At 65.1% G+C, this 18,744-nt stretch carries 14 protein-coding genes; 9 read left to right on the plus strand and 5 right to left on the minus strand.

The window, feature by feature from the left end:
* Positions 1 to 22: 22 nt before the first annotated feature.
* Positions 23 to 973 (minus strand): hypothetical protein, encoded by a 951-nt coding sequence (locus ACVW1B_RS04310; RefSeq protein ID WP_456821212.1) that lies wholly within the window; start codon positions 971 to 973, stop codon positions 23 to 25.
* Positions 974 to 1,189: 216 nt separating this feature from the next.
* On the opposite strand from ACVW1B_RS04310, the gene ACVW1B_RS04315 reads away from it, so the two are divergent.
* The 4 genes from ACVW1B_RS04315 to ACVW1B_RS04330 all read left to right on the plus strand — a co-directional run bounded on the left by ACVW1B_RS04315 (position 1,190) and on the right by ACVW1B_RS04330 (position 8,101).
* Entirely contained in the window at positions 1,190 to 4,663 is a 3,474-nt protein-coding gene (locus ACVW1B_RS04315) for an indolepyruvate ferredoxin oxidoreductase family protein (RefSeq protein WP_456821213.1), read from the plus strand.
* Between the two features lie 126 nt (positions 4,664 to 4,789).
* Positions 4,790 to 5,221, plus strand: a complete 432-nt coding sequence (locus ACVW1B_RS04320; RefSeq protein WP_456821214.1) for a hypothetical protein — start codon at positions 4,790 to 4,792, stop codon at positions 5,219 to 5,221.
* A gap of 314 nt (positions 5,222 to 5,535) precedes the next feature.
* On the plus strand, positions 5,536 to 7,116 hold the full coding sequence (locus ACVW1B_RS04325) for an alkaline phosphatase D family protein (RefSeq protein ID WP_456821215.1): 1,581 nt from the start codon (positions 5,536 to 5,538) through the stop codon (positions 7,114 to 7,116).
* Positions 7,117 to 7,282: 166 nt separating this feature from the next.
* A complete protein-coding gene (locus tag ACVW1B_RS04330) occupies positions 7,283 to 8,101 on the plus strand; it encodes an aldo/keto reductase (RefSeq protein WP_438078792.1) in 819 nt (272 codons plus the stop codon).
* A gap of 69 nt (positions 8,102 to 8,170) precedes the next feature.
* Here the strand turns inward: ACVW1B_RS04330 and ACVW1B_RS04335 are convergent, their stop codons facing one another.
* A complete protein-coding gene (locus ACVW1B_RS04335; protein WP_438080533.1) occupies positions 8,171 to 8,401 on the minus strand; it encodes a hypothetical protein in 231 nt (76 codons plus the stop codon).
* Positions 8,402 to 8,630: 229 nt separating this feature from the next.
* On the opposite strand from ACVW1B_RS04335, the gene ACVW1B_RS04340 reads away from it, so the two are divergent.
* Positions 8,631 to 9,911, plus strand: a complete 1,281-nt coding sequence (locus ACVW1B_RS04340; RefSeq protein ID WP_456821216.1) for an amidohydrolase family protein — start codon at positions 8,631 to 8,633, stop codon at positions 9,909 to 9,911.
* A 248-nt stretch (positions 9,912 to 10,159) separates the two neighbouring features.
* On the opposite strand, the gene ACVW1B_RS04345 is transcribed toward ACVW1B_RS04340, so the two are convergent.
* A complete protein-coding gene (locus ACVW1B_RS04345) occupies positions 10,160 to 11,398 on the minus strand; it encodes an aminotransferase-like domain-containing protein (protein WP_456821217.1) in 1,239 nt (412 codons plus the stop codon).
* Positions 11,399 to 11,458: 60 nt separating this feature from the next.
* Positions 11,459 to 12,001, minus strand: coding sequence for a DUF3124 domain-containing protein (locus ACVW1B_RS04350; protein WP_456781396.1), 543 nt, complete (start codon positions 11,999 to 12,001; stop codon positions 11,459 to 11,461).
* Positions 12,002 to 12,060: 59 nt separating this feature from the next.
* Here ACVW1B_RS04350 and ACVW1B_RS04355 point away from each other — a divergent pair, with 59 nt between their 5' ends.
* From ACVW1B_RS04355 to ACVW1B_RS04370, 4 genes are all read left to right on the plus strand, one after another.
* Complete coding sequence (locus ACVW1B_RS04355; RefSeq protein ID WP_456821218.1) at positions 12,061 to 13,788, plus strand: cation:proton antiporter; 1,728 nt, start codon at positions 12,061 to 12,063, stop codon at positions 13,786 to 13,788.
* A gap of 263 nt (positions 13,789 to 14,051) precedes the next feature.
* On the plus strand, positions 14,052 to 15,128 hold the full coding sequence (gene ribB, locus ACVW1B_RS04360; RefSeq protein ID WP_028334516.1) for a 3,4-dihydroxy-2-butanone-4-phosphate synthase: 1,077 nt from the start codon (positions 14,052 to 14,054) through the stop codon (positions 15,126 to 15,128).
* Positions 15,129 to 15,296: 168 nt separating this feature from the next.
* Positions 15,297 to 16,511: an acyl-CoA dehydrogenase gene (locus tag ACVW1B_RS04365; RefSeq protein ID WP_028334515.1), complete on the plus strand. Its 1,215-nt coding sequence runs from the start codon at positions 15,297 to 15,299 to the stop codon at positions 16,509 to 16,511.
* A 200-nt stretch (positions 16,512 to 16,711) separates the two neighbouring features.
* Entirely contained in the window at positions 16,712 to 17,629 is a 918-nt protein-coding gene (locus ACVW1B_RS04370) for an MBL fold metallo-hydrolase (RefSeq protein WP_456821219.1), read from the plus strand.
* A 92-nt stretch (positions 17,630 to 17,721) separates the two neighbouring features.
* On the opposite strand, the gene ACVW1B_RS04375 is transcribed toward ACVW1B_RS04370, so the two are convergent.
* On the minus strand, positions 17,722 to 18,579 hold the full coding sequence (locus ACVW1B_RS04375; protein ID WP_157345591.1) for a DUF1499 domain-containing protein: 858 nt from the start codon (positions 18,577 to 18,579) through the stop codon (positions 17,722 to 17,724).
* Between the last annotated feature and the right edge of the window lie 165 nt (positions 18,580 to 18,744).

An 18,744-nucleotide genomic window follows, 5' to 3' on the forward strand; every position in this document is an offset into this window, starting at 1 on the left:
TGCGGAAGAGGCGGCTGTTGTTTCAGCCGTAGAGGGCTTTGTGCTCGCTGGCGTAGTTGGCGTAGGAGTCCTTCATGCTGGCGCCGTTGAGCAGCATCGTTGCGACCACGGCGTTGTCGGCATCGAACACAGTCGAGCGCACCCACATGCTCTCGGTGCGCTTGCTGCCGGAAAGCGCCACGACCTCGCGCTCGACCCAATAGGTCTCGCCGGGGAAGAGCGGCCCGCGCAGAAGACGAATCTCCTGGTCGGCGAACAGCCCGACGGCGGGGCCGCGGACCGGCAGCCGGTCCTCGCGCGCGCGGTACTGGAACAGCACGCTCAGCATCTCCATCGGGATGATGGCGCGGCCCCAGGGATTGTGCTCCAGCGAATAATAGTCCGAAGGCTCGGTGATCACCTTGAGCTTTTCGGCCAGCGAAAACGGATAGAGATCGCCCATGTTCTGGTCGAAATCCATCTTGATCGCCTGTCGCGGCGTCTTCATGCCGACCTTGATGTCGGCGAGGATCACGGGATCGGTCAGCGGCTTCAATTCGCCGAGCCGGTGGCTGAGCGCCGTCTCGCTGCCGTTGCCATCGATCGAGGCGGTGCCGCGCAGGATCTCGGTGCCGTCGCGCTTGACCATCCCGATCGTGCAAACGGTCTGGCCCGGCTTCGGCTTCTCGATCTGGGCCTGCACTTCTTCGCCTTCGAACACCGGGTTGCGGTAATGCGTCGAGAGGCATCCGGTCATGAACCAGGCGCGGCCCCAGATCCGCTCGCACAGCGGCGCGAACTGGCTGAAATGGGTCGGTCCCTCGATCGTGCCGCCGCGGAAGCCGAGCTTCTGCGCGGTTGCATCGTCGTGAATCGAGGCATGGGAATCGTAGGTCTGGGCCTGCAGCATCTGCTTCGGGCTGCGCCAGGGACCCACCAGCAGATTGCCGTTCTCCACGATTTCCGTCGTGAATGCGGATTCGACTGTAATCATCCTTGGTCTCCCTTTGCGCGCCACCGTTTCAAAGATGCCGGGGTTCGGCAAGGCCTTGCAGAACGACAAGGCCTCGCATGCGCAACATGAGATATGTGCTGCGGCCATGGAACGGGGCTGTTCATGCATAACAAAATCAGTGCATGCTGATGCATGATCATGTCGGAAGATAATCAGACCGGTCCGGACCGGCGTGGCTGACTGACGGGGAAACTGATGGCGTTGATGGAAGTTGGACTGGACGACAAGTACCGGTTGGACACGAAACGAATCTTCCTCTCCGGTACCCAGGCGCTGGTCCGATTGCCCATGTTGCAGCGCGAACGCGACCGCGCGCACGGGCTGAACACCGCCGGTTTCATCTCCGGTTACCGCGGTTCGCCGCTCGGCATGTACGACCACGCGCTGTGGCGGGCGAAATCCTTCCTGAAGGAGCATGACATCGCCTTCGTTCCGGGCCTCAACGAGGATCTGGCGGCGACCGCGGTGTGGGGCAGCCAGCAGGTGGGCATGTTCCCCGGCGCCAAGGTCGATGGCGTGTTCGGCATCTGGTACGGCAAGGGCCCCGGCGTCGACCGTTCACTCGACGCGCTCAAGCACGCCAATTCCGCCGGCACCTCGCCGAACGGCGGCGTGATCGCGCTGGCCGGCGACGACCATGGCTGCCAATCCTCCACCCTGGCGCATCAGAGCGAACAGGTGTTCGCCTCGGCGCTGATGCCGGTGGTCAATCCGGCGACGCTGCAGGACTATCTCGACCTCGGCATCCTCGGCTTCGCGCTGTCGCGCTATTCCGGCTGCTGGGTCGGCTTCAAGGCGATCTCCGAGACCGTGGAGAGCTCGGCCTCGATCGTCAGCGATCCCGATCGCATCAAGATCATCATGCCCGACGATTTCGAGATGCCACTGGGCGGGCTCTCGATCCGTTGGCCGGATCCGCCGCTCGACGCCGAGCGCCGGCTGCACGGGCCCAAGATGGAGGCGGTCGCGGCCTTCGCCCGCGTCAACCGCTTCGATCGCATCGTGCTGGATTCGAAGCCGGCGCGGCTCGGCATCATGGCGACCGGCAAGGCCTATCTCGATCTGCGCCAGGCGCTCGCCGATCTCGGCATCACCGATGCCGATGCGCAGGCGCTCGGGCTGCGCATCTACAAGGTGGCGCTGACCTGGCCGCTCGAAGCGCGCGGCGCGCGCGCCTTCGCCGAGGGCCTGCAGGATGTGCTGGTCGTCGAGGAGAAGCGCGGCTTCATCGAGGACCAGCTGGTCCGCATCCTCTACAACATGGACGCCGCGAAGCGTCCGTCGGTGGTCGGCAAGCGCGACGAGAGCGGCGCGCCGCTGCTGCCGAGCGAGGGCGAGCTGACGCCGACCATGGTCGCCGCCGCCGTGGTGGCGCGGCTGCGCCGGCTCGGTCACCGCAGTCCGCTGCTGGAGCAGCGCTTGGCAAAACTCGAGGCGTTCGATCGCCCGGCCGAGGGCACGGGCACCGCGAAGCTGCAGCGCACGCCGTATTTCTGCTCGGGCTGCCCGCACAACTCGTCGACCAAGATTCCCGAGGGCAGCCGCGCCATGGCCGGCATCGGCTGCCACGGCATGGCGCTGTCGGTGCCGAACCGCAACACCCAGACCATCTCGCATATGGGCGCGGAGGGCGTGAGCTGGATCGGGCAGGCGCCGTTCACCAGCGAACAGCATGTGTTCCAGAATCTCGGCGACGGCACCTATACCCATTCCGGCTTGCTGGCGCTGCGCGCGGCGGCTGCGGCCGGCGTCAACATCACCTACAAGATCCTCTACAACGATGCGGTTGCGATGACCGGCGGCCAGCCGGCCGAGGGCGGCTTTACGGTGTCGCAGATCGCACACCAGGTCTGGGCGGAGGGCACCAAGCGGCTCGCGATCGTCTCCGACGATCCCGACAAATATCCCGCCAATTATTTCCCGTCGGGTGCCACCATCCATCATCGCCGCGAGCTCGATGCCGTGCAGCGCACCCTGCGCGAGATCGAGGGCCTCAGCGTCCTGATCTACGACCAGACCTGTGCCGCCGAGAAGCGCCGTCGCCGCAAGCGCGGGCTGTTCCCCGATCCGGCCAAGCGCGTCTTCATCAACGAGCGCGTCTGCGAAGGTTGCGGCGACTGCTCGGTGGCGTCGAACTGCGTCTCGGTGCAGCCGCTGGAGACCGAGCTTGGCCGCAAGCGCCGCATCGACCAGTCGAACTGCAACAAGGATTTCTCCTGCATCGAGGGCTTCTGCCCGAGCTTCGTGATGGTGCAGGATCCCAAGCTGCGCAAGGCCGACCGCGCCGCCGCCGATCCCAAGGCGTTGTTCGCCGATTTGCCGACGCCGCCTGTGGCTACGTTGAGCAATCCCTACAATATCCTGATCACCGGCATCGGCGGCACCGGCGTCATCACCATCGGCGCGCTGCTCGGCATGGCCGCGCATGTCGAAGGTCTCGCCTGCTCGACGCTCGACTTCACCGGCCTGTCGCAGAAGAACGGCGCGGTCATGAGCCACGTCCGGCTCGCACCCGCCTCCGACATGCTGACCACGGTCCGCATCGCGCCCGGCAACGCCAACCTGATCCTCGGCTGCGACCTCGTCGTTGCCACCAGCGTGCCGGCGCTGAGCCGCGCCGAGCGCGGCGTCACCCGCGCCGTCGTCAACGCCGATCTCTTGCCGACCGCGAGCTTCGTGATCGATCCCGATATCGACTTCGAAGCCAGCTCGATGCGCGATGCGCTAAACGGCGCGGTGACGCCTGGCGATCTCGACATCCTCGATGCCACCGGGCTTGCCACCGCGCTGATGGGCGACAGCATCGCCACCAACGCCTTCATGCTCGGCTTTGCCTTCCAGCGCGGCGCGATCCCGCTGTCGCTGGAAGCGATCCTGAAGGCGATCGAGCTCAACGGCGCCGCGATCGAGATGAACAAGACCGCGTTCTCGTGGGGCCGGCTCGCCGCGCATGATCTGCAACGCGTGGTCAGCGCCGCACGCTTCAAGAGCGCCGGCGCCGCGCCGGCAAAGAAGACGCTGGACGAGGCGATCGCGTTCCGCGCCAAATTCCTCACCGACTATCAGGATGCGGCCTACGCCAAGCGCTATCTCGACGACGTCGCGCGCGTCCGCACCGCCGAGGCGGCCGCCGCGCCTGGCTCGCAGGACCTGACCGAAGCCTTCGCAAAGGGCCTGTTCAAGCTGATGGCCTACAAGGACGAATACGAGGTCGCGCGGCTCTATTCCGACGGCGAGTTCAGCAAGGCCTTGAGGGAGCAGTTCCAAGGCAATTCCGGCTTGAAGGTCTTGCTGGCGCCGCCGCTGCTGGCCCAGCGCGATCCCGTCACCGGGCGGCTGCAGAAGCGTGAATTTGGTCCGTGGATTTTCACCGCGTTCGGCATGCTGGCGGGGTTGAAGGGCCTGCGCGGCACCGCCTTCGACATCTTCGGCTATACCGCCGAGCGCAAGATGGAGCGCGCATTGCCGGTCGAGTATTCGGCGATGATCCTGCGTCACCTCGACGGCAAGAAGCCGCTCGACTTGCCGCGCCTCGTGGCGCTGGCGAAGGCTGCGGAGCTCGTGCGTGGTTATGGCCACATCAAGGAGGGCAACGTCGCCCGCTACCGCACCGAATGCGCGCGGCTGGAGCGCGCGATCAGCCAGCCGCTGGCGCAGGCGGCGGAGTAGGGGCCGGGGAACTTTCCACGGCCGCCCTGGTTGACCGGTGACCCTGCCTGCAAGCGGTGGCTGGATTCGCACGGCCGAGCCCCTACATGATGGCTGTCTGTTCGAGTGATTTCAGGAGGCCGTTTGATGGTCCTGAAAAACGCTTTTGTTGCAACCGTTTGTACCGCGTGCCTGGCTTGGGGTGGCGTGGCGTTGGCTGACGAGTATCGCCCCAGCGAGTTCTTCAGCCTCGATCTTTCACGCGCAGTGTTGTCGCCGAAGCCGCTTGGCCCGCCAGCGCAGTTCGAGCCCGTTCCGGTCGAGGCGAAGACCGACCATGGCCCCGATCAGCATGCGAACGTCGAGCCGCAGGTCGAGGAGCCGAAAGTCGCGCCGAAGAAAGCCGTGCGGACCACCAGGTTGACCGCACCGCACGAGAAGAAGCGCGCGGAAGCGCGCGTGCCCGCCCGTGCCAAGCTCGCGCGCCGCCACTCGAACCCGCTCGATGCGGAAGCTCGCGACACCAGGATCCAGACCTGGCCGTGCCGCACCGGCGGCATCTGCAAGTGGCATCGGTGAGGCGGCGCTCTCGCGCCTCTGCTTTCTCGAAGTGCGTCAATCCTTGACCCGTCATCCTGAGGTGCGAGCGAAGCGAGCCTCGAAGGATGGATCGGCCACGGACGGGCCGTTCATCCTTCGAGACGGCCGCTTCGCGACCTCCTCAGGATGACGGGTTTGGTGCTTGAGCGCTCTATATCCGGGGCCGCCGTCCCAGCAGCCGCCCCCGAGTCATCCCGCCGTCGCAAAACCGTCGGCGGAGAGTCAAGAAACCGTAAGGCCGGAGTCAAGGAGCGCAGGCAAAACCTTCGTTGCGATTCGACGAAGGTTATTCGATGCCGACTGCGAACTCCGCGAGGCGGCGTGGCCTCACCCGGCGCCAGCTTCTGGTGCGCTCGGCGTCGACCGCCGCGCTGGCGGGATTCGGCGCGCTGGCCAAACCATATCTGAGCCGCGCCGCGGATCGGCCCGCGATTGCGGGCATCCAGTCCGGCGACGTCGCAAGCGATTCCGCGGTCATCTGGGCGCGCGCCGATCGCGCGGCGCGGATGCGCATCGAATGCGCGGCGGTCGAAAGCTTCGCCAGCATCCTGCGCGCCGCGACCGCCGACGCGCTGCCCGAGCGCGACTTCACTGCCAAGCTGCTGCTCGACGGCCTGCCGCCGGGCCAGGACCTGTTCTATCGCGTGCGCTTCGAGGACCGCGACGGCACATCAGGCGAAAGCCGCATCGGGCATTTCCGCACCGCGCCGGCCGACCGGCGTCCGGTCTCGTTCGTCTGGTCCGGCGACGTTGTCGGGCAGGGCTGGGGCATCGACCCCGCGCGCGGCGGCTTGCGCAGCTACCGCACCATGCTGGACGAGCGCCCGGACTTCTTCATCCATTCCGGCGATCACATCTACGCCGATTGCACGGTGCCGTCGGAGCAGAAACTCCCCAACGGTGAGATCTGGCGCAACATCGTCACCGAGGAGAAATCCGCCGTCGCGCAGAGCCTCGATCAGTTTCGCGGCAACTACAAATACAACTGGCTCGACGACAATTTCCGCGCCTTCCACGCCGAGGTGCCGATGTTCGCGCAGTGGGACGACCACGAGGTGGCCGACGACTGGTCGCCGCTCGGCACCACCGATGCGACCGGCTATGAGGCGGACGGCAGCTCGCGCCTGGTGGCACGGGCACGCCGCGCCTTCCACGAATTCATGCCGATGGGGCTGATGCCGGAGCGCGATGGCCGCGTCTACCGCAAGATTCCCTACGGGCCGCTGCTCGACGTCTTCATCATCGACATGCGTTCCTATCGCGATTCCAGCTGGAATAAGCAGGGCGATCCGGACCAGGCCTGCATCCTCGGCCAGAGCCAGCTCGCCTGGCTGAAGCGGGAGCTGGTGGCGTCGGATGCTGTCTGGAAGGTGATCGCGGCGGATCTGCCGATCGGCCTCGTCAGCCTCGATGCGGTCGCGCTCGGCGACGGCCCGCCTGCGCGGCGCGAGCACGAGATCGCCGATCTGTTGTCCTTCATGAAGCGCGCCGGGGTCCGCAACACGGTCTGGCTCACCGCCGACATGCACTACACCGCCGCGCATCACTATGATCCGAATCGCGCGGTGTTCCAGGAGTTCGAGCCGTTCTGGGAGTTCGTCTCCGGCCCGCTGCATGCCGGCACCTGGTCGCCGGGCGAACTCGACAACACGTTTGGCCCGAAGGCGATGTACCAGAAGGGCTGCTCGGCCGAACAGGGCGACAATCTCGCGCCGTGCTTCGGGCTGCAATTCTTCGGCCGCGTCGACATCGACGGCAAGACCGGCGTGATGACGGTGACGCTGAAGGACGTCGACAACCACGACCTCTGGTCGGTCGATATCGAGCCGCGGCCGGACGCGCGGCCCGGCCAGATCATGGCGCAGCACATCTAGCGCCGTCTCTGATCCGTCGCGACATCTTGATTGCCGGCGTCTTGCCCGAGGGCCCGGTTTGCGGGCAGACTGCGTGTCGGCAGTCCTGCCAATTTCATTCCCACGAAACGATTTGCTGGCGTGAGGTCGTCGATGGCATCGGCTTCCCACGCGTCAGGAGCTATCCATGGAAAATCTGCAGACACAGGGCATCAGCCTTCCGCAGCTCGGGCTCGGCACCTTCCGCATGCAGGGCGATACCTGCCGCGCGGCGGTCGAGAGCGCGCTTGGGCTCGGCTATCGGCATATCGACACAGCCGAGATGTACGGCAATGAAGAGGCGATCGGGGCGGCGATCGCTGCCTCGAATGTCGCGCGCACGGACCTGCACGTGACCACCAAGGTCTGGCACGAGAACCTGGCGCCGGATGCGATCCGGACAGCGTTCGACGCCAGCCTGAAGAAGCTGCGGCTCGATCACGTCGACCTCTATCTGGTGCACTGGCCGTCGCGGAGCATGAAGCTGCCTGCCGTCTTCGAGACGCTGATGAAGCTGAAGGAGGAAGGCCGGACCCGTGCGATCGGCGTCGCCAATTTCACCACCGCGCTGCTCAAGACCGTGGTCGAGGACATCAAGGCGCCGATCGCCTGCAACCAGATCGAATATCACGCGATGCTGGACCAGACGCCGGTGCGCAAATATCTCGCCGCGAAATCGATCCCGCTGGTGGCCTATTGTCCGCTCGCCCAGGGCCGCTTCGCCACCGACGAGACGCTGGCGAAAATCGGCAGCAAGCATGATGCGACCGCGGCGCAGGTGGCGCTGAAATGGCTGCTCGATCAGGATGGAGTGGCGGCTATTCCGAAAGCCTCGCGCGCCGAAAGCCAAAAGGCCAATCTCGACGCACTGAAGGTCAAGCTCGACGACGCGGACCGCAAGGCGATTGCGGCGCTGCCCAAGGACATGCGCTGCGTCAATCCGGGGTTTGCGCCGGCGTGGGATTGAGGCCGCTGGCCCTGAGGAAGCAGAAAAGAAAAAGGCTCCGTGAGGAGCCATTTTCCGTTGTGTCGGTCCTTAGTAGTGATGACGTTTGATGATCACCGTCCGGTCATGGCCGCGATGCCAGCCATGATGCCAACCGCGATGCCAGCCACGGTCATGGCGCATTTCGGCGCGTGCGCCCCAGCCGCGGTCCCAGTGATGATGACCGCCATGTCTGATCACGACCGTCTCGGCGCTCGCGATCGACGGAACGGCCACCGCAAGCGCACCAACCGCCGCGAGAACAAAGCCAATCTTTTTCATCTCATCCTCCTCAAATAAGTGAAGAGAAAACCGTGCGGATATTGAAACGTTCCTCAGGAACCAGAGGAGTTTTCTGAACACTTGTTCAGCAATAACAGCCGTCGCGGCGTTCGCCGCGAGCAGGCTGCACAACCGACAGCGAGCGCACGGGCGGCTTTCCCGGCCTTGCCTAACCGCTGCGTCCGACGCATCATCGCGCCATAAAAATCAATGTTCGGGGGACGTTGCCGTGAGCGAATTTTCACGCCGGGATTTTTTGAAAGTGACGGGGTCGGCCGCTGCCGCCGCCATCGCGGGGCCGGCCGCTGCGGCGATGGGACCGGACGACAAGTTCGACCTCGTGATCAAGAACGGCGATGTCATCGATCCCAGCCAGTCGCTGCGCGGCAAGCGCGACATCGGCATCCGGTGGGGCATCATCGAGGCGATCGAAGACGAGATCCCGGCTGCTCGCGCCGCCAGGACCATTGACGCGTCGGGCAAGCTCGTGATGCCGGGTCTGGTCGATCTGCACTGCCACGTCTACCCGTACGGATCGGCGATCGGCATTCCCGCCGACGAGCTGGTGCAATTCCAGGGCACCACGACGGTCGTCTCGGCGGGCGACGCCGGCGTCAACAACCTCGCGGCGCTGCGGCGCTTCATCGTCGCGCAATCGCGGGCGCGGATCTACGCCTTCGTCCACATCGCCAACAACGGCCTGTCGGCATTCCCGGTGGCCGAGCTCTACAACATCGACAACGCCCAGGTCGAAGCCTGCGCGATGGCGCTGGCCGAGAACCCCGACTTCCTGATCGGGGTCAAGGTGCGGATGTCGGAAAACGTCATCTTCAAGCACGGCCTCGAGCCGCTGAAGCGCGGCATCCAGGCCTGCGAGATGTGCGGCTGGCCGGCGCGGATGATGGTACATATCGGCGGCGTCGAGACCAGGGAGCTGATGTCCGACATCCTCGATCTGCTGCGGCCGGGCGATATCCTGACCCACGCCTATTCCGGCGCGCCGAACATGTCCGGCGCTTTCACCAATATCGTCCAGGAGGGCAAGCTGTTGCAGGCGGCGCTCGCGGCCAAGCAGCGCGGCGTGCTGTTCGACGTCGGCCATGGCGGCGGCAGCTTCGATTTCACGGTGGCCGAAGTCGCGATCCCCGCGGGCTGCGCGCCCGATACGATCTCCTCCGACATCCACGTCTTCTCGGGCAACTCGCCCGGCATTCCGTTCCTGCCGAACGTGATGAGCAAGTTCCTGGCGATGGGCTCGTCGCTGGATCAGGTGGTGGCGATGGCGACCTCGGCGCCGGCGCGGATCATCAACCGGACCCCGAAGGTCGGCACGCTGCAGCGTGGCGCGCCCGGCGACGTCGCGATCATGGATCTCGTCGAAGGCCCGGTCTCCTTCGTCGATACCCGCAACAACAAGCGCGACGGCAATCTGCTGCTGAGGCCGGTGCAGACCGTGGTCAACGGCGTGCCGTTCGGCCGGCCCTATCAGGCGCCGTTCTCGGTGAGGTAGGCGCGCAGATCGGTAGAGCATGATGAGATCAGATCGAATGGCGACCGCAAGCGCGCTGCGCTCCCTCGCCCCGTTCTTACGGGGAGAGGGTTGGGGTGAGGGGCTGCCTCCGCGTATCCGGTGATAGCTGAGGTTGCGGAGGCTCCCCCCACCCGGAACGCATCTGACGATGCGTTCCGACCTCTCCCCGCACGCGGGGCGAGGTGAAGCGGAGTCCGCAACTCGCTTCAGCGCAAAGTCATCATGATCTAGCCGCGCTTCTCCACATTGCTGCTGCGCGCCGGCACGCCGAACTCCTTGCGGCACACCTCGGCCAGCGCGGCAACGCCCTCGCGGATCTGCTCGTGCGAGGGGCTGGCGAAGCAGAGGCGGAGCCGGCTGCCGGAATGGGCCTTGCTGGTCGACCATTCCGGTCCCGGATTGATCGAGACGCCGGCGGCAAGCGCCGCCTGATAGAGCTTCAGCGTGTCGACATTGTCGGGCAGCTTGACCCAGAGGAAGATGCCGCCCTTGGGCGCCTCGAATTCGGCCGCGGTGCCGAACTGCTCGTTCAACGCCTCCATCAGCGTATCGAGCTTGGCGCGCAGGCCCTTGGTCAGGCGCGGCACATGGGTCGAAAAATGCGGTGCGCAATATTCCGCGAGCACCATCTGCTCCAGTGCGCCGGAGCCGGCGTCGGTCTTCAGCGGCAGCATTCGCGACATGATCCCCCAGGGCGCGACGATGAAGCCGACCCGCAGCGCAGGCGCGATCGATTTGGAGAACGAGCCGATATGGATCACGCCGCCATGCTTGCTCATCGCATAGATCGCGGGCGGCCGTTCGCCGTTCCAGATCAAATCGGCATAGCAATCGTCCTCGAAGATCGGCACGCCGTATTCCCTTGACAGCTTCAGCATCTCGGCGCGGCGGCTCTCGGGAAGGATCGAGCCGGTCGGGTTCTGCACTGTCGGGATGGTGTAGATGTATTTCGGCGTGATACCGCGCCGCTTGTGATCGGCGAGTGCCGCAGCCAGCGCATCGATCCTGATGCCCTCGCCATCGAGGGGAATGCCGACCGCATTGACGCCGAGCCGTGTCAGCCGGTTCAGTGAGCCCTGATAGGTTTCCTGCTCGATCAGCACGGTATCGCCCTTGGCGAGCAAGGTGTGATTGACAAGATCGAGCGCCTGCAGCGAGCCGGAGACGATCATGATCTCGTCCGACGTGCAGGCAATCCCGGCGTCGCGCTTCAGCTTCTCGGTCAGAAACTGGCGCAGCGGCAGATAGCCCTGCGGCCCGTGCGCGAGATTGTAGGTCGCCAGATTCCTGCCCTCGCGCTTCAACACGGCGTTGACCGCCTCCAGCAGCCCGTCGACCGGGACCTGGTCGGGATCGTTGTTGCCGCCGACGAAGCTGTATTTGGCGAGCCCGGTCCAGCGTGCGGCCGGGGCAGGTAGGCCGGCCGGGAGTAGCGGTGCAAAGTCGAACTGGGCTGAGGTGGACATGGACGTTTCGCTCCGTGTTGTTGTCGTTGAGAAGGCCGCGGCAAGCAGTCTTCCGTGAAGTTAGTTCTTGCCGACCAGCCGGATCGGCCGGCCCTGGCTGATGAAGGCGTAGTGCCCTGCGCCGACACTGCCGACCATCAGGGCCTCGACCGTCGGTTCCGCGATCTCGCCGGCGGCCGCCCAATCGACCACGAAATTCGCGCCGGTGCCGCCGCGGGTATCGGTCGTGGCGATCGCGACCTCGACGGTCGCAAACGGTTTTAGCGCGACCGGCGATTTGAGGTAGCTCTCCACCATCTTGCCTGATGTGTCGAAATAGCCGATCCGCTTCAGCACCAGCGGCTTCGTCTCGGAGGCGTTGTGTACGCTGAGCGTCACCGAAAAATCGGCCCTGAGCTTGCCCTGGCTCATCGACACGCTGGAATACACCGGCACGTAGAATGCACCGGAGGCGGTGAGGCCCTCCGATGGCACCGTCGTCAACGAGTTCGCGAAATTTTGTTCAATACTTGCCGAGGATTGTGCTAGCGCCTCTGACATGCGCACGGTGAGCAGGCAGAGCAAAACTGCGAGAAAAATGCCGCCTGCGCGGATGTGACACATTGCTCGGTTGATCCTCACGCCCGGCCCTCTAGGTTGCGGCAACAGGAAGTCTTTGACGCATGCATGAACTGATTCCCGATATCACGCTCTGTATCCTGCTTGCCTGGGGGATTGGGCTGCTGGCCCATTTCTCCCGGCAACCGCTGATACTGGCCTACCTTATCGCCGGCTTTTTCATTGGTCCATTCGGCATGGGCTGGGTCAAGTCCCAGGAATCGATCAGCGTCATCTCCGAGCTCGGCCTGATCTTCATGCTGTTCATGATCGGGCTGGAAATCGACCTCAAGAAGATCATCCGTGCCGGCAAGGTCATCCTGTTCGCGGGAGCCGGCGAGCTGATCGGCGGCTGCCTGATCGGCGTGGCGTTCTTTGCCGCTATCGGGCTTGCGGTCGGCGGCGGCAAGTTCGACGCGATCTATCTCTGCGTCGCCTGCGCGCTGTCGTCGACCGTGATCATCGTCAAGGTGCTCTACGAGAAGCGCGAGCTGGATACGCTGCCGGGCCGCATCACGCTCGGCGTGTTGGTGCTGCAGGACATCTTCGCGATCCTGTTCCTGGCGGTGCAGCCGAGCCTCGACAATCTGCAGATCAGCGTCGTGCTGTTGTCGATTGCCCGCGTCGCGGTGCTGGTCGCGACCGCGCTGGTGCTGAGCCGCTACGTGCTGCCGCGGCTGTTCCACCAGATCGCGCGGCGGCCCGAGCTCGTGCTGCTCGGCGCGCTCGCCTGGTGCTTCCTGATCGGCGAGATCGCCGAGCGGCTGCATCTGTCGCGCGAGATGGGCTCGCTGGTCGCCGGCGTCTCGATCTCGACCTTTCCCTATGCGCTCGACGTCACCGCCAAGGTCACGACGCTGCGGGATTTCTTCATCACGCTGTTCTTTGTCGCGCTCGGCATGACGATCCCGATTCCGGGCCTCTCGGTGATCTGGCTTGCGCTCGTCATCGCGGCCTTCACGGTGGCGAGCCGCCTGATCACGACGTTCACGCCGCTCTATCTGATGAAGCAGGGCCTGCGCGCCAGCCTGCTGCCAGCGATCAACCTGGCGCAGATCTCCGAGTTCTCGCTGGTGGTGATCCAGACCGGCGTCGCCGCCAACCACATCGGAACCGAAACCGCGAGTGCGGCCTCGTTCGCCTTCGTGGTGTTGGCGGTGCTCTCGACCTTCGCGATGGGACGCAGCGACCAGATCGTGCGCAGCCTGATTGGTCCGTTGAAGCGGATCGGGCTGCGCGACCTCGACCAGGAAGGCCGCGGCGAGGCCGGGCACGAGGACGGACATGGCGAGATCCGGCGCATCGTCATCCTCGGCTTTTTCCGCGCGGCGAGCGCGCTGATCAGCCAGATCGAGCGGCAGAACCAGTCGCTGCTCGAGCAGATCAGCGTGATCGATTTCAACCCGCTGGTGTTCCGCACGCTGTCCGACCGCGGCATGCATGTGATCTATGGCGACATCAGCAATGTCGACACCCTGGTTCATGCCGGCATCGGCAAGGCCGAGATCATCATCCTGAGCGTGCCGGATTTCCTCTTGGTCGGCGCCGACAATGAGAAGCTGGTGCGCCACGTCCGCGCCCTCAATCCGACCGCGCGGATCGTTGCCACCGCGGACCTCCTGACCGGCGTCGACGACCTCTACAGCGCCGGCGCCGACTACGTGACGGTGACCCGGCTCAGCGACGCCGGCGAGCTCTATTCCGTGATCGAGGCGGCCGACGCCGGCCTGCTCGACGACAAGCGCGCCGAGCTGGACGTCCAGCTCAGCGACCGGCGCGAGGTGCTGCCGTAACGCCGGTCTCAAGGCTGTCCATCACCTCTCCCCATCGGGGAGAGGTCGATTTGCGCAGCGGGTGAGGGGCTCGAGTCCCACGAGAGGGCTGAACCCCTCACCCGGATCGCATCGAGCGATGCGATCCGACCTCTCCCTTTGGGAGAGGTGAAATCTCCCCTCCTGGTATCCCTGCCGGATGCATGGCGGGTTGCATAATGATACTGGCGCTGACATCGGAACCCGGCTAATCCACTGCCTGCATATAGCGAGATGTCAGGACAATGGCCGATACGATCCAGGAAGTGCTGCAAGCCTTTGCGAAGGGTGAACTCGTTGTCGTCACCGACGATGACGACCGGGAAGGCGAGGGCGATTTGATCGTCGCGGCGTCGTTCTGTACGGCGGAGAAGATGGCTTTCATCATCCGCCACACCTCCGGCATCGTCTGCGCGCCGATCACCACCGAGGATGCCCGCCGGCTGCGGCTCGACCCGATGGTGGCGCACAACGAGTCCAACCACACCACCGCCTTCACGGTCTCGATCGACTACAAGCCCGATGGTGGCACCGGCATCTCGGCCGAGGAACGCGCCTCCTGCTGCCGCGCGCTCGCCAATCCCAATGCCGGCGCCAATGATTTCGCGCGTCCCGGCCACATCTTCCCGCTGATCGCGCGCGACGGCGGCGTGCTGCTGCGCTCCGGCCACACCGAGGCGGCGGTCGATCTGTGCCGGCTCTCCGGCCTGCCGCCGGTAGGCGTCATCAGCGAGCTGATGAACGACGATGGAACCGTGATGAAGGGCGAGCAGGTCGCCAAATTCGCCGCCGCCCACAAGCTCAAGCATGTCACGATCGCGGACATGATCGCCTATCGCCAGGCGCGCGAGAAGCTGATCGAACGGGTCGCGACCTTCACCACCGAAAGCCCGATCGGCCCGCTGCAGGGCTACGCCTATCGCTCGCCGTTCGATGAGATCATGCATGCCGCCTTCGTCTATAACGGCATCGGCGACGGCCGGGACGTGCTGACGCGGCTGCACAAGCCGAACATCGTGAAAGACCTGTTCACCGGGCCGGCGCGAATGGAAGCCGTGCTGCGGCATTTCAAGGATGCCGGCCGCGGCGTGCTGGTATATCTGCGCGATGGTGCCGCCGGTGTTCCGGTCGAGCCGGTTGGCGAGCAGAAGACGGCGGAGGCCGATCGCCATAGGCAGTGGCGCGAGGTCGGCGTCGGCGCACAGATCCTGCGTGATCTCGGCGTCACCTCGATCCGGCACCTGACTTCGTCGGTGCATGACTACAAGGGATTGTCAGGTTTCGGCATCGAGATCGTGTCGAACGAGAAGCTGGAGACCTAGCACTGTCATTCCGGGGCGCGCGATAGCGCGAACCCGGAATCTCGAGATTCCGGGTTCGATGCTGACGCATCGCCCCGGAATGACGAAGGTCCCAATTCAATTGCGCTTCGCAGCATAGCGCTTTAATTTATCCGCCAATTTCCGATAGACGATGCGAAAGGATGTTTCATGAGCGTGCGCCCCCAGGCCAAGGACAAGCCGGCTGCCGCCAGCTTCCAGTGGGATGATCCGTTCCTGCTCGACGACCAGCTCACCGAAGACGAGCGCCTGATCCGCGACACTGCGCGGGCCTATGCGCAGGACAAGCTGCTGCCGCGGGTCACCAAGGCCTATCTGGAAGAGAAAACCGACCGCGAGATCTTCAACGAAATGGGCGAGCTCGGCCTGATCGGCGTGACGCTGCCCGAGGAGTATGGCTGCGCCAATGCGAGCTACGTGGCCTATGGCCTCGTGGCGCGCGAGATCGAGCGCGTCGATAGCGGCTATCGCTCGATGAACTCGGTGCAGTCGTCGCTGGTGATGTATCCGATCTACGCCTATGGCGACGAAAACCAGCGCAAGAAATATCTGCCCAAGCTTGCGACCGGGGAATGGGTCGGCTGCTTCGGCCTGACCGAGCCGGACGCCGGTTCCGATCCCGGCGGCATGAAGACCCGCGCGGAGAAGGTCGCTGACGGCTACAAGCTCAACGGCGCCAAGATGTGGATCTCGAACGCGCCGATCGCCGACGTGTTCGTGGTGTGGGCCAAGTCGGCGGCGCACGACAACCAGATCCGCGGCTTCATCCTCGAGAAGGGCATGAAGGGCCTGTCGGCGCCGAAGGTCGGCGGCAAGCTGTCGCTGCGCGCCTCGATCACCGGCGAGATCGTGCTCGACAATGTGGTGGTGCCGGAAAGCGCGCTGCTGCCTAACGTCTCCGGCCTCAAGGGCCCGTTCGGCTGCCTCAATCGCGCCCGCTACGGCATCTCCTGGGGCGCATTGGGCGCTGCCGAGGACTGCATGCACCGCGCGCGGCAATACACGCTCGACCGCAAGCAGTTTGGCCGGCCGCTCGCCGCCACCCAGCTGGTGCAGAAGAAGCTCGCCGACATGGAGACCGAGATCGCGCTCGGCCTGCAGGCCTCGTTGCGCGTCGGCCGCCTGATGGACGAGGGCAAGATGGCGCCTGAGATGATCTCGATCGTCAAGCGCAACAATTGCGGCAAGTCGCTCGACATCGCCCGCATGGCGCGCGACATGCACGGCGGCAATGGCATCCAGATCGAGTATCACGTGATGCGTCACGCCGCGAACCTCGAGACGGTGAACACCTATGAGGGCACGCACGACGTCCATGCGCTGATCCTCGGCCGCGCGATCACCGGCATCCAGGCGTTCTCGTAAGGGCGCTTGCTCGTCATTCCGGGGCGCGCCAACCGAACTCAGGTTTACCCGAGTTCGGCAGATTTTAAATGTCTAAGTCGGCAACAGCCGACTTGGACGGCGCGAACCCGGAATCTCGCGCCGCGTTCCTTTCCCTTCTTTCGAGATTCCGGGTCTGGCCCTGCGGGCCATCCCGGAATGACGATGCAGAGAAAATCCCCATGGCCGACAACGACGACATCCCGTTCAACCGCGACTTTCCGCTGAAGCCCGGCGTGCTCGAACAGGTCCGCCCCGGCGTTCGCCGTGTCCTCTGCAACAATCCGAGCCCGTTCACCTTCACCGGCACGGTCAGCTACATCGTGGGCGAGGGCAAGGTCGCGATCATCGATCCCGGTCCCGACGACGAGGCGCATGCCAAGGCGCTGCTCGATGCGGTCAAGGGCGAGACCGTGACGCATATCCTGGTCACCCATACCCATCGCGACCATTCGCCGAACACGCCGCGGATCAAGGCCGCGACCGGCGCGCCGGTCTATGCCGAGGGGCCGCACCGCGCCTCGCGGCCGCGCTTCGAGAGCGAAAAGCATAATCCGGAATCCGGCGCCGACCGCGATTTCCGACCCGACGTGCAGGTCAAGCATGGCGACGTCATCGAGGGCGCTGGCTTTGCGCTGGAGGCGGTCGCGACCCCCGGCCACACCGCCAACCATCTGGCGTTCGCCTGGACTGAGCGCAGCATGAATTTCGTCGGCGACCATGTGATGGGCTGGTCGACCTCGATCGTGGCGCCGCCGGACGGCTCGATGATCGATTACATGGCCTCGCTGGAGCGGCTGGAACAGCGGCCCGAGCAGCTGTATTTCTCCGGCCACGGCCCGGAGATTCCGGAGGGCCCGCGCTACGTCCGCTTCCTGGCGCGGCATCGCCGGGCGCGCGAGGCGTCGATCCTGCATCGTCTCGGCAAGGGCGAGGCCGACATTCCGACCATGGTGCGGGCGATCTATATCGGGCTCGATCCGCGGCTCGCCAATGCCGCCGGCTATTCGGTGCTGGCGCATCTGGAGGACCTTGTCGCACGCGGCGTCGTGGCGACGGACGGCGATCCGGTGATCGGCGGGACGTATCGGATGGCCTAGTTCGTCATTCCGGGATGGTGCCGAGCACCAGACCCGGAATCTCGAGATTCCGGGTTCATCGCTGCGCGATGCCCCGGAATGACGCTACCGCGTCACTTCTTCACCGTCTTCGCCGGCGGTGCCTTTGGCGCGACAGGAGCGGCCTTCTTCGCCGGCTTGGCATTGTCGTTCTCGGCCGCGCTGTTGAGGTCTTCGATCAGCTTCTTGACGCGGGCGGCGTTGCTGCCGAGATCGGTGTCGAAATAGCGCGACGCCGAGCGGATATCGACGCGGGAGTCCTCGTCGTCAGGCGTGACCCTGATCGAGACGTCCTCGCGGAAACCCATGATCGGCGTCCGCGCCACCGCCTCGATGCGGCCGATGCGGCGCGGCGGCTGCGGCGCGCGCGCGTCGATGACGAGCCATTTGCGGCGGTTCACCAGCCGCAGCGTCAGCTCGTAGGCGCGGTCGACCGGGGTTTCGAGCTCGACGGTTTCGATATCGGGATAGGCCGCGCGCTGCCGCTCGGCCGAATAGAGGCCGGCATAGGCGGCAGGATTGGTGCCTTCCCCGGTGCGCAGCCGCGCCAGCGCCTCGAATTTCGGCGGGTCGATCGCGTCGGTGGTGACGTCGTAGATCCGCGGCAGCTTGCGGTACTGATAGATGAGGTAGGCCGGGTAGGCGAGGATCGCCGCGTCGATCAGCAGCGCGAGCAGGATCCGGCCCATGCCGCGGGTGCCGTTCTGCCAGATCGCGGCAAAGGCGGCCAGCCCAAGCAGGATCGACAGGCCGGCCAGGCCCAGCGCGCCGAAGAAGGTCGCCAGCGCCGGCTTGATCTCCAGGAACCCGAAGCGGACGATCAGGATCGAGACCACCACCGCGACGACGGAGAAGATGGCGAGGTTGCGCGACCAGGTGGCGAGACCGGACACGGGCTCCTGCTGGTAGGGAGCGGAAAACCTGCGCGCCATCGTCGAAAAATCTGCCGGTTGAGATGTCCTCAGGCGACCTCGGCCGCCGCGATCAGTCGTGTGAGACCACGGACCTGCGGCGAATTCAAGGGATTTGGGCTTTACCCCGAATCGTCATGGCCGGGCATAGCCGTCCGAAGGACGGCGTCGCTTCCGCTCGCCTAT

The organism is Bradyrhizobium sp. USDA 4502, from assembly GCF_054063355.1.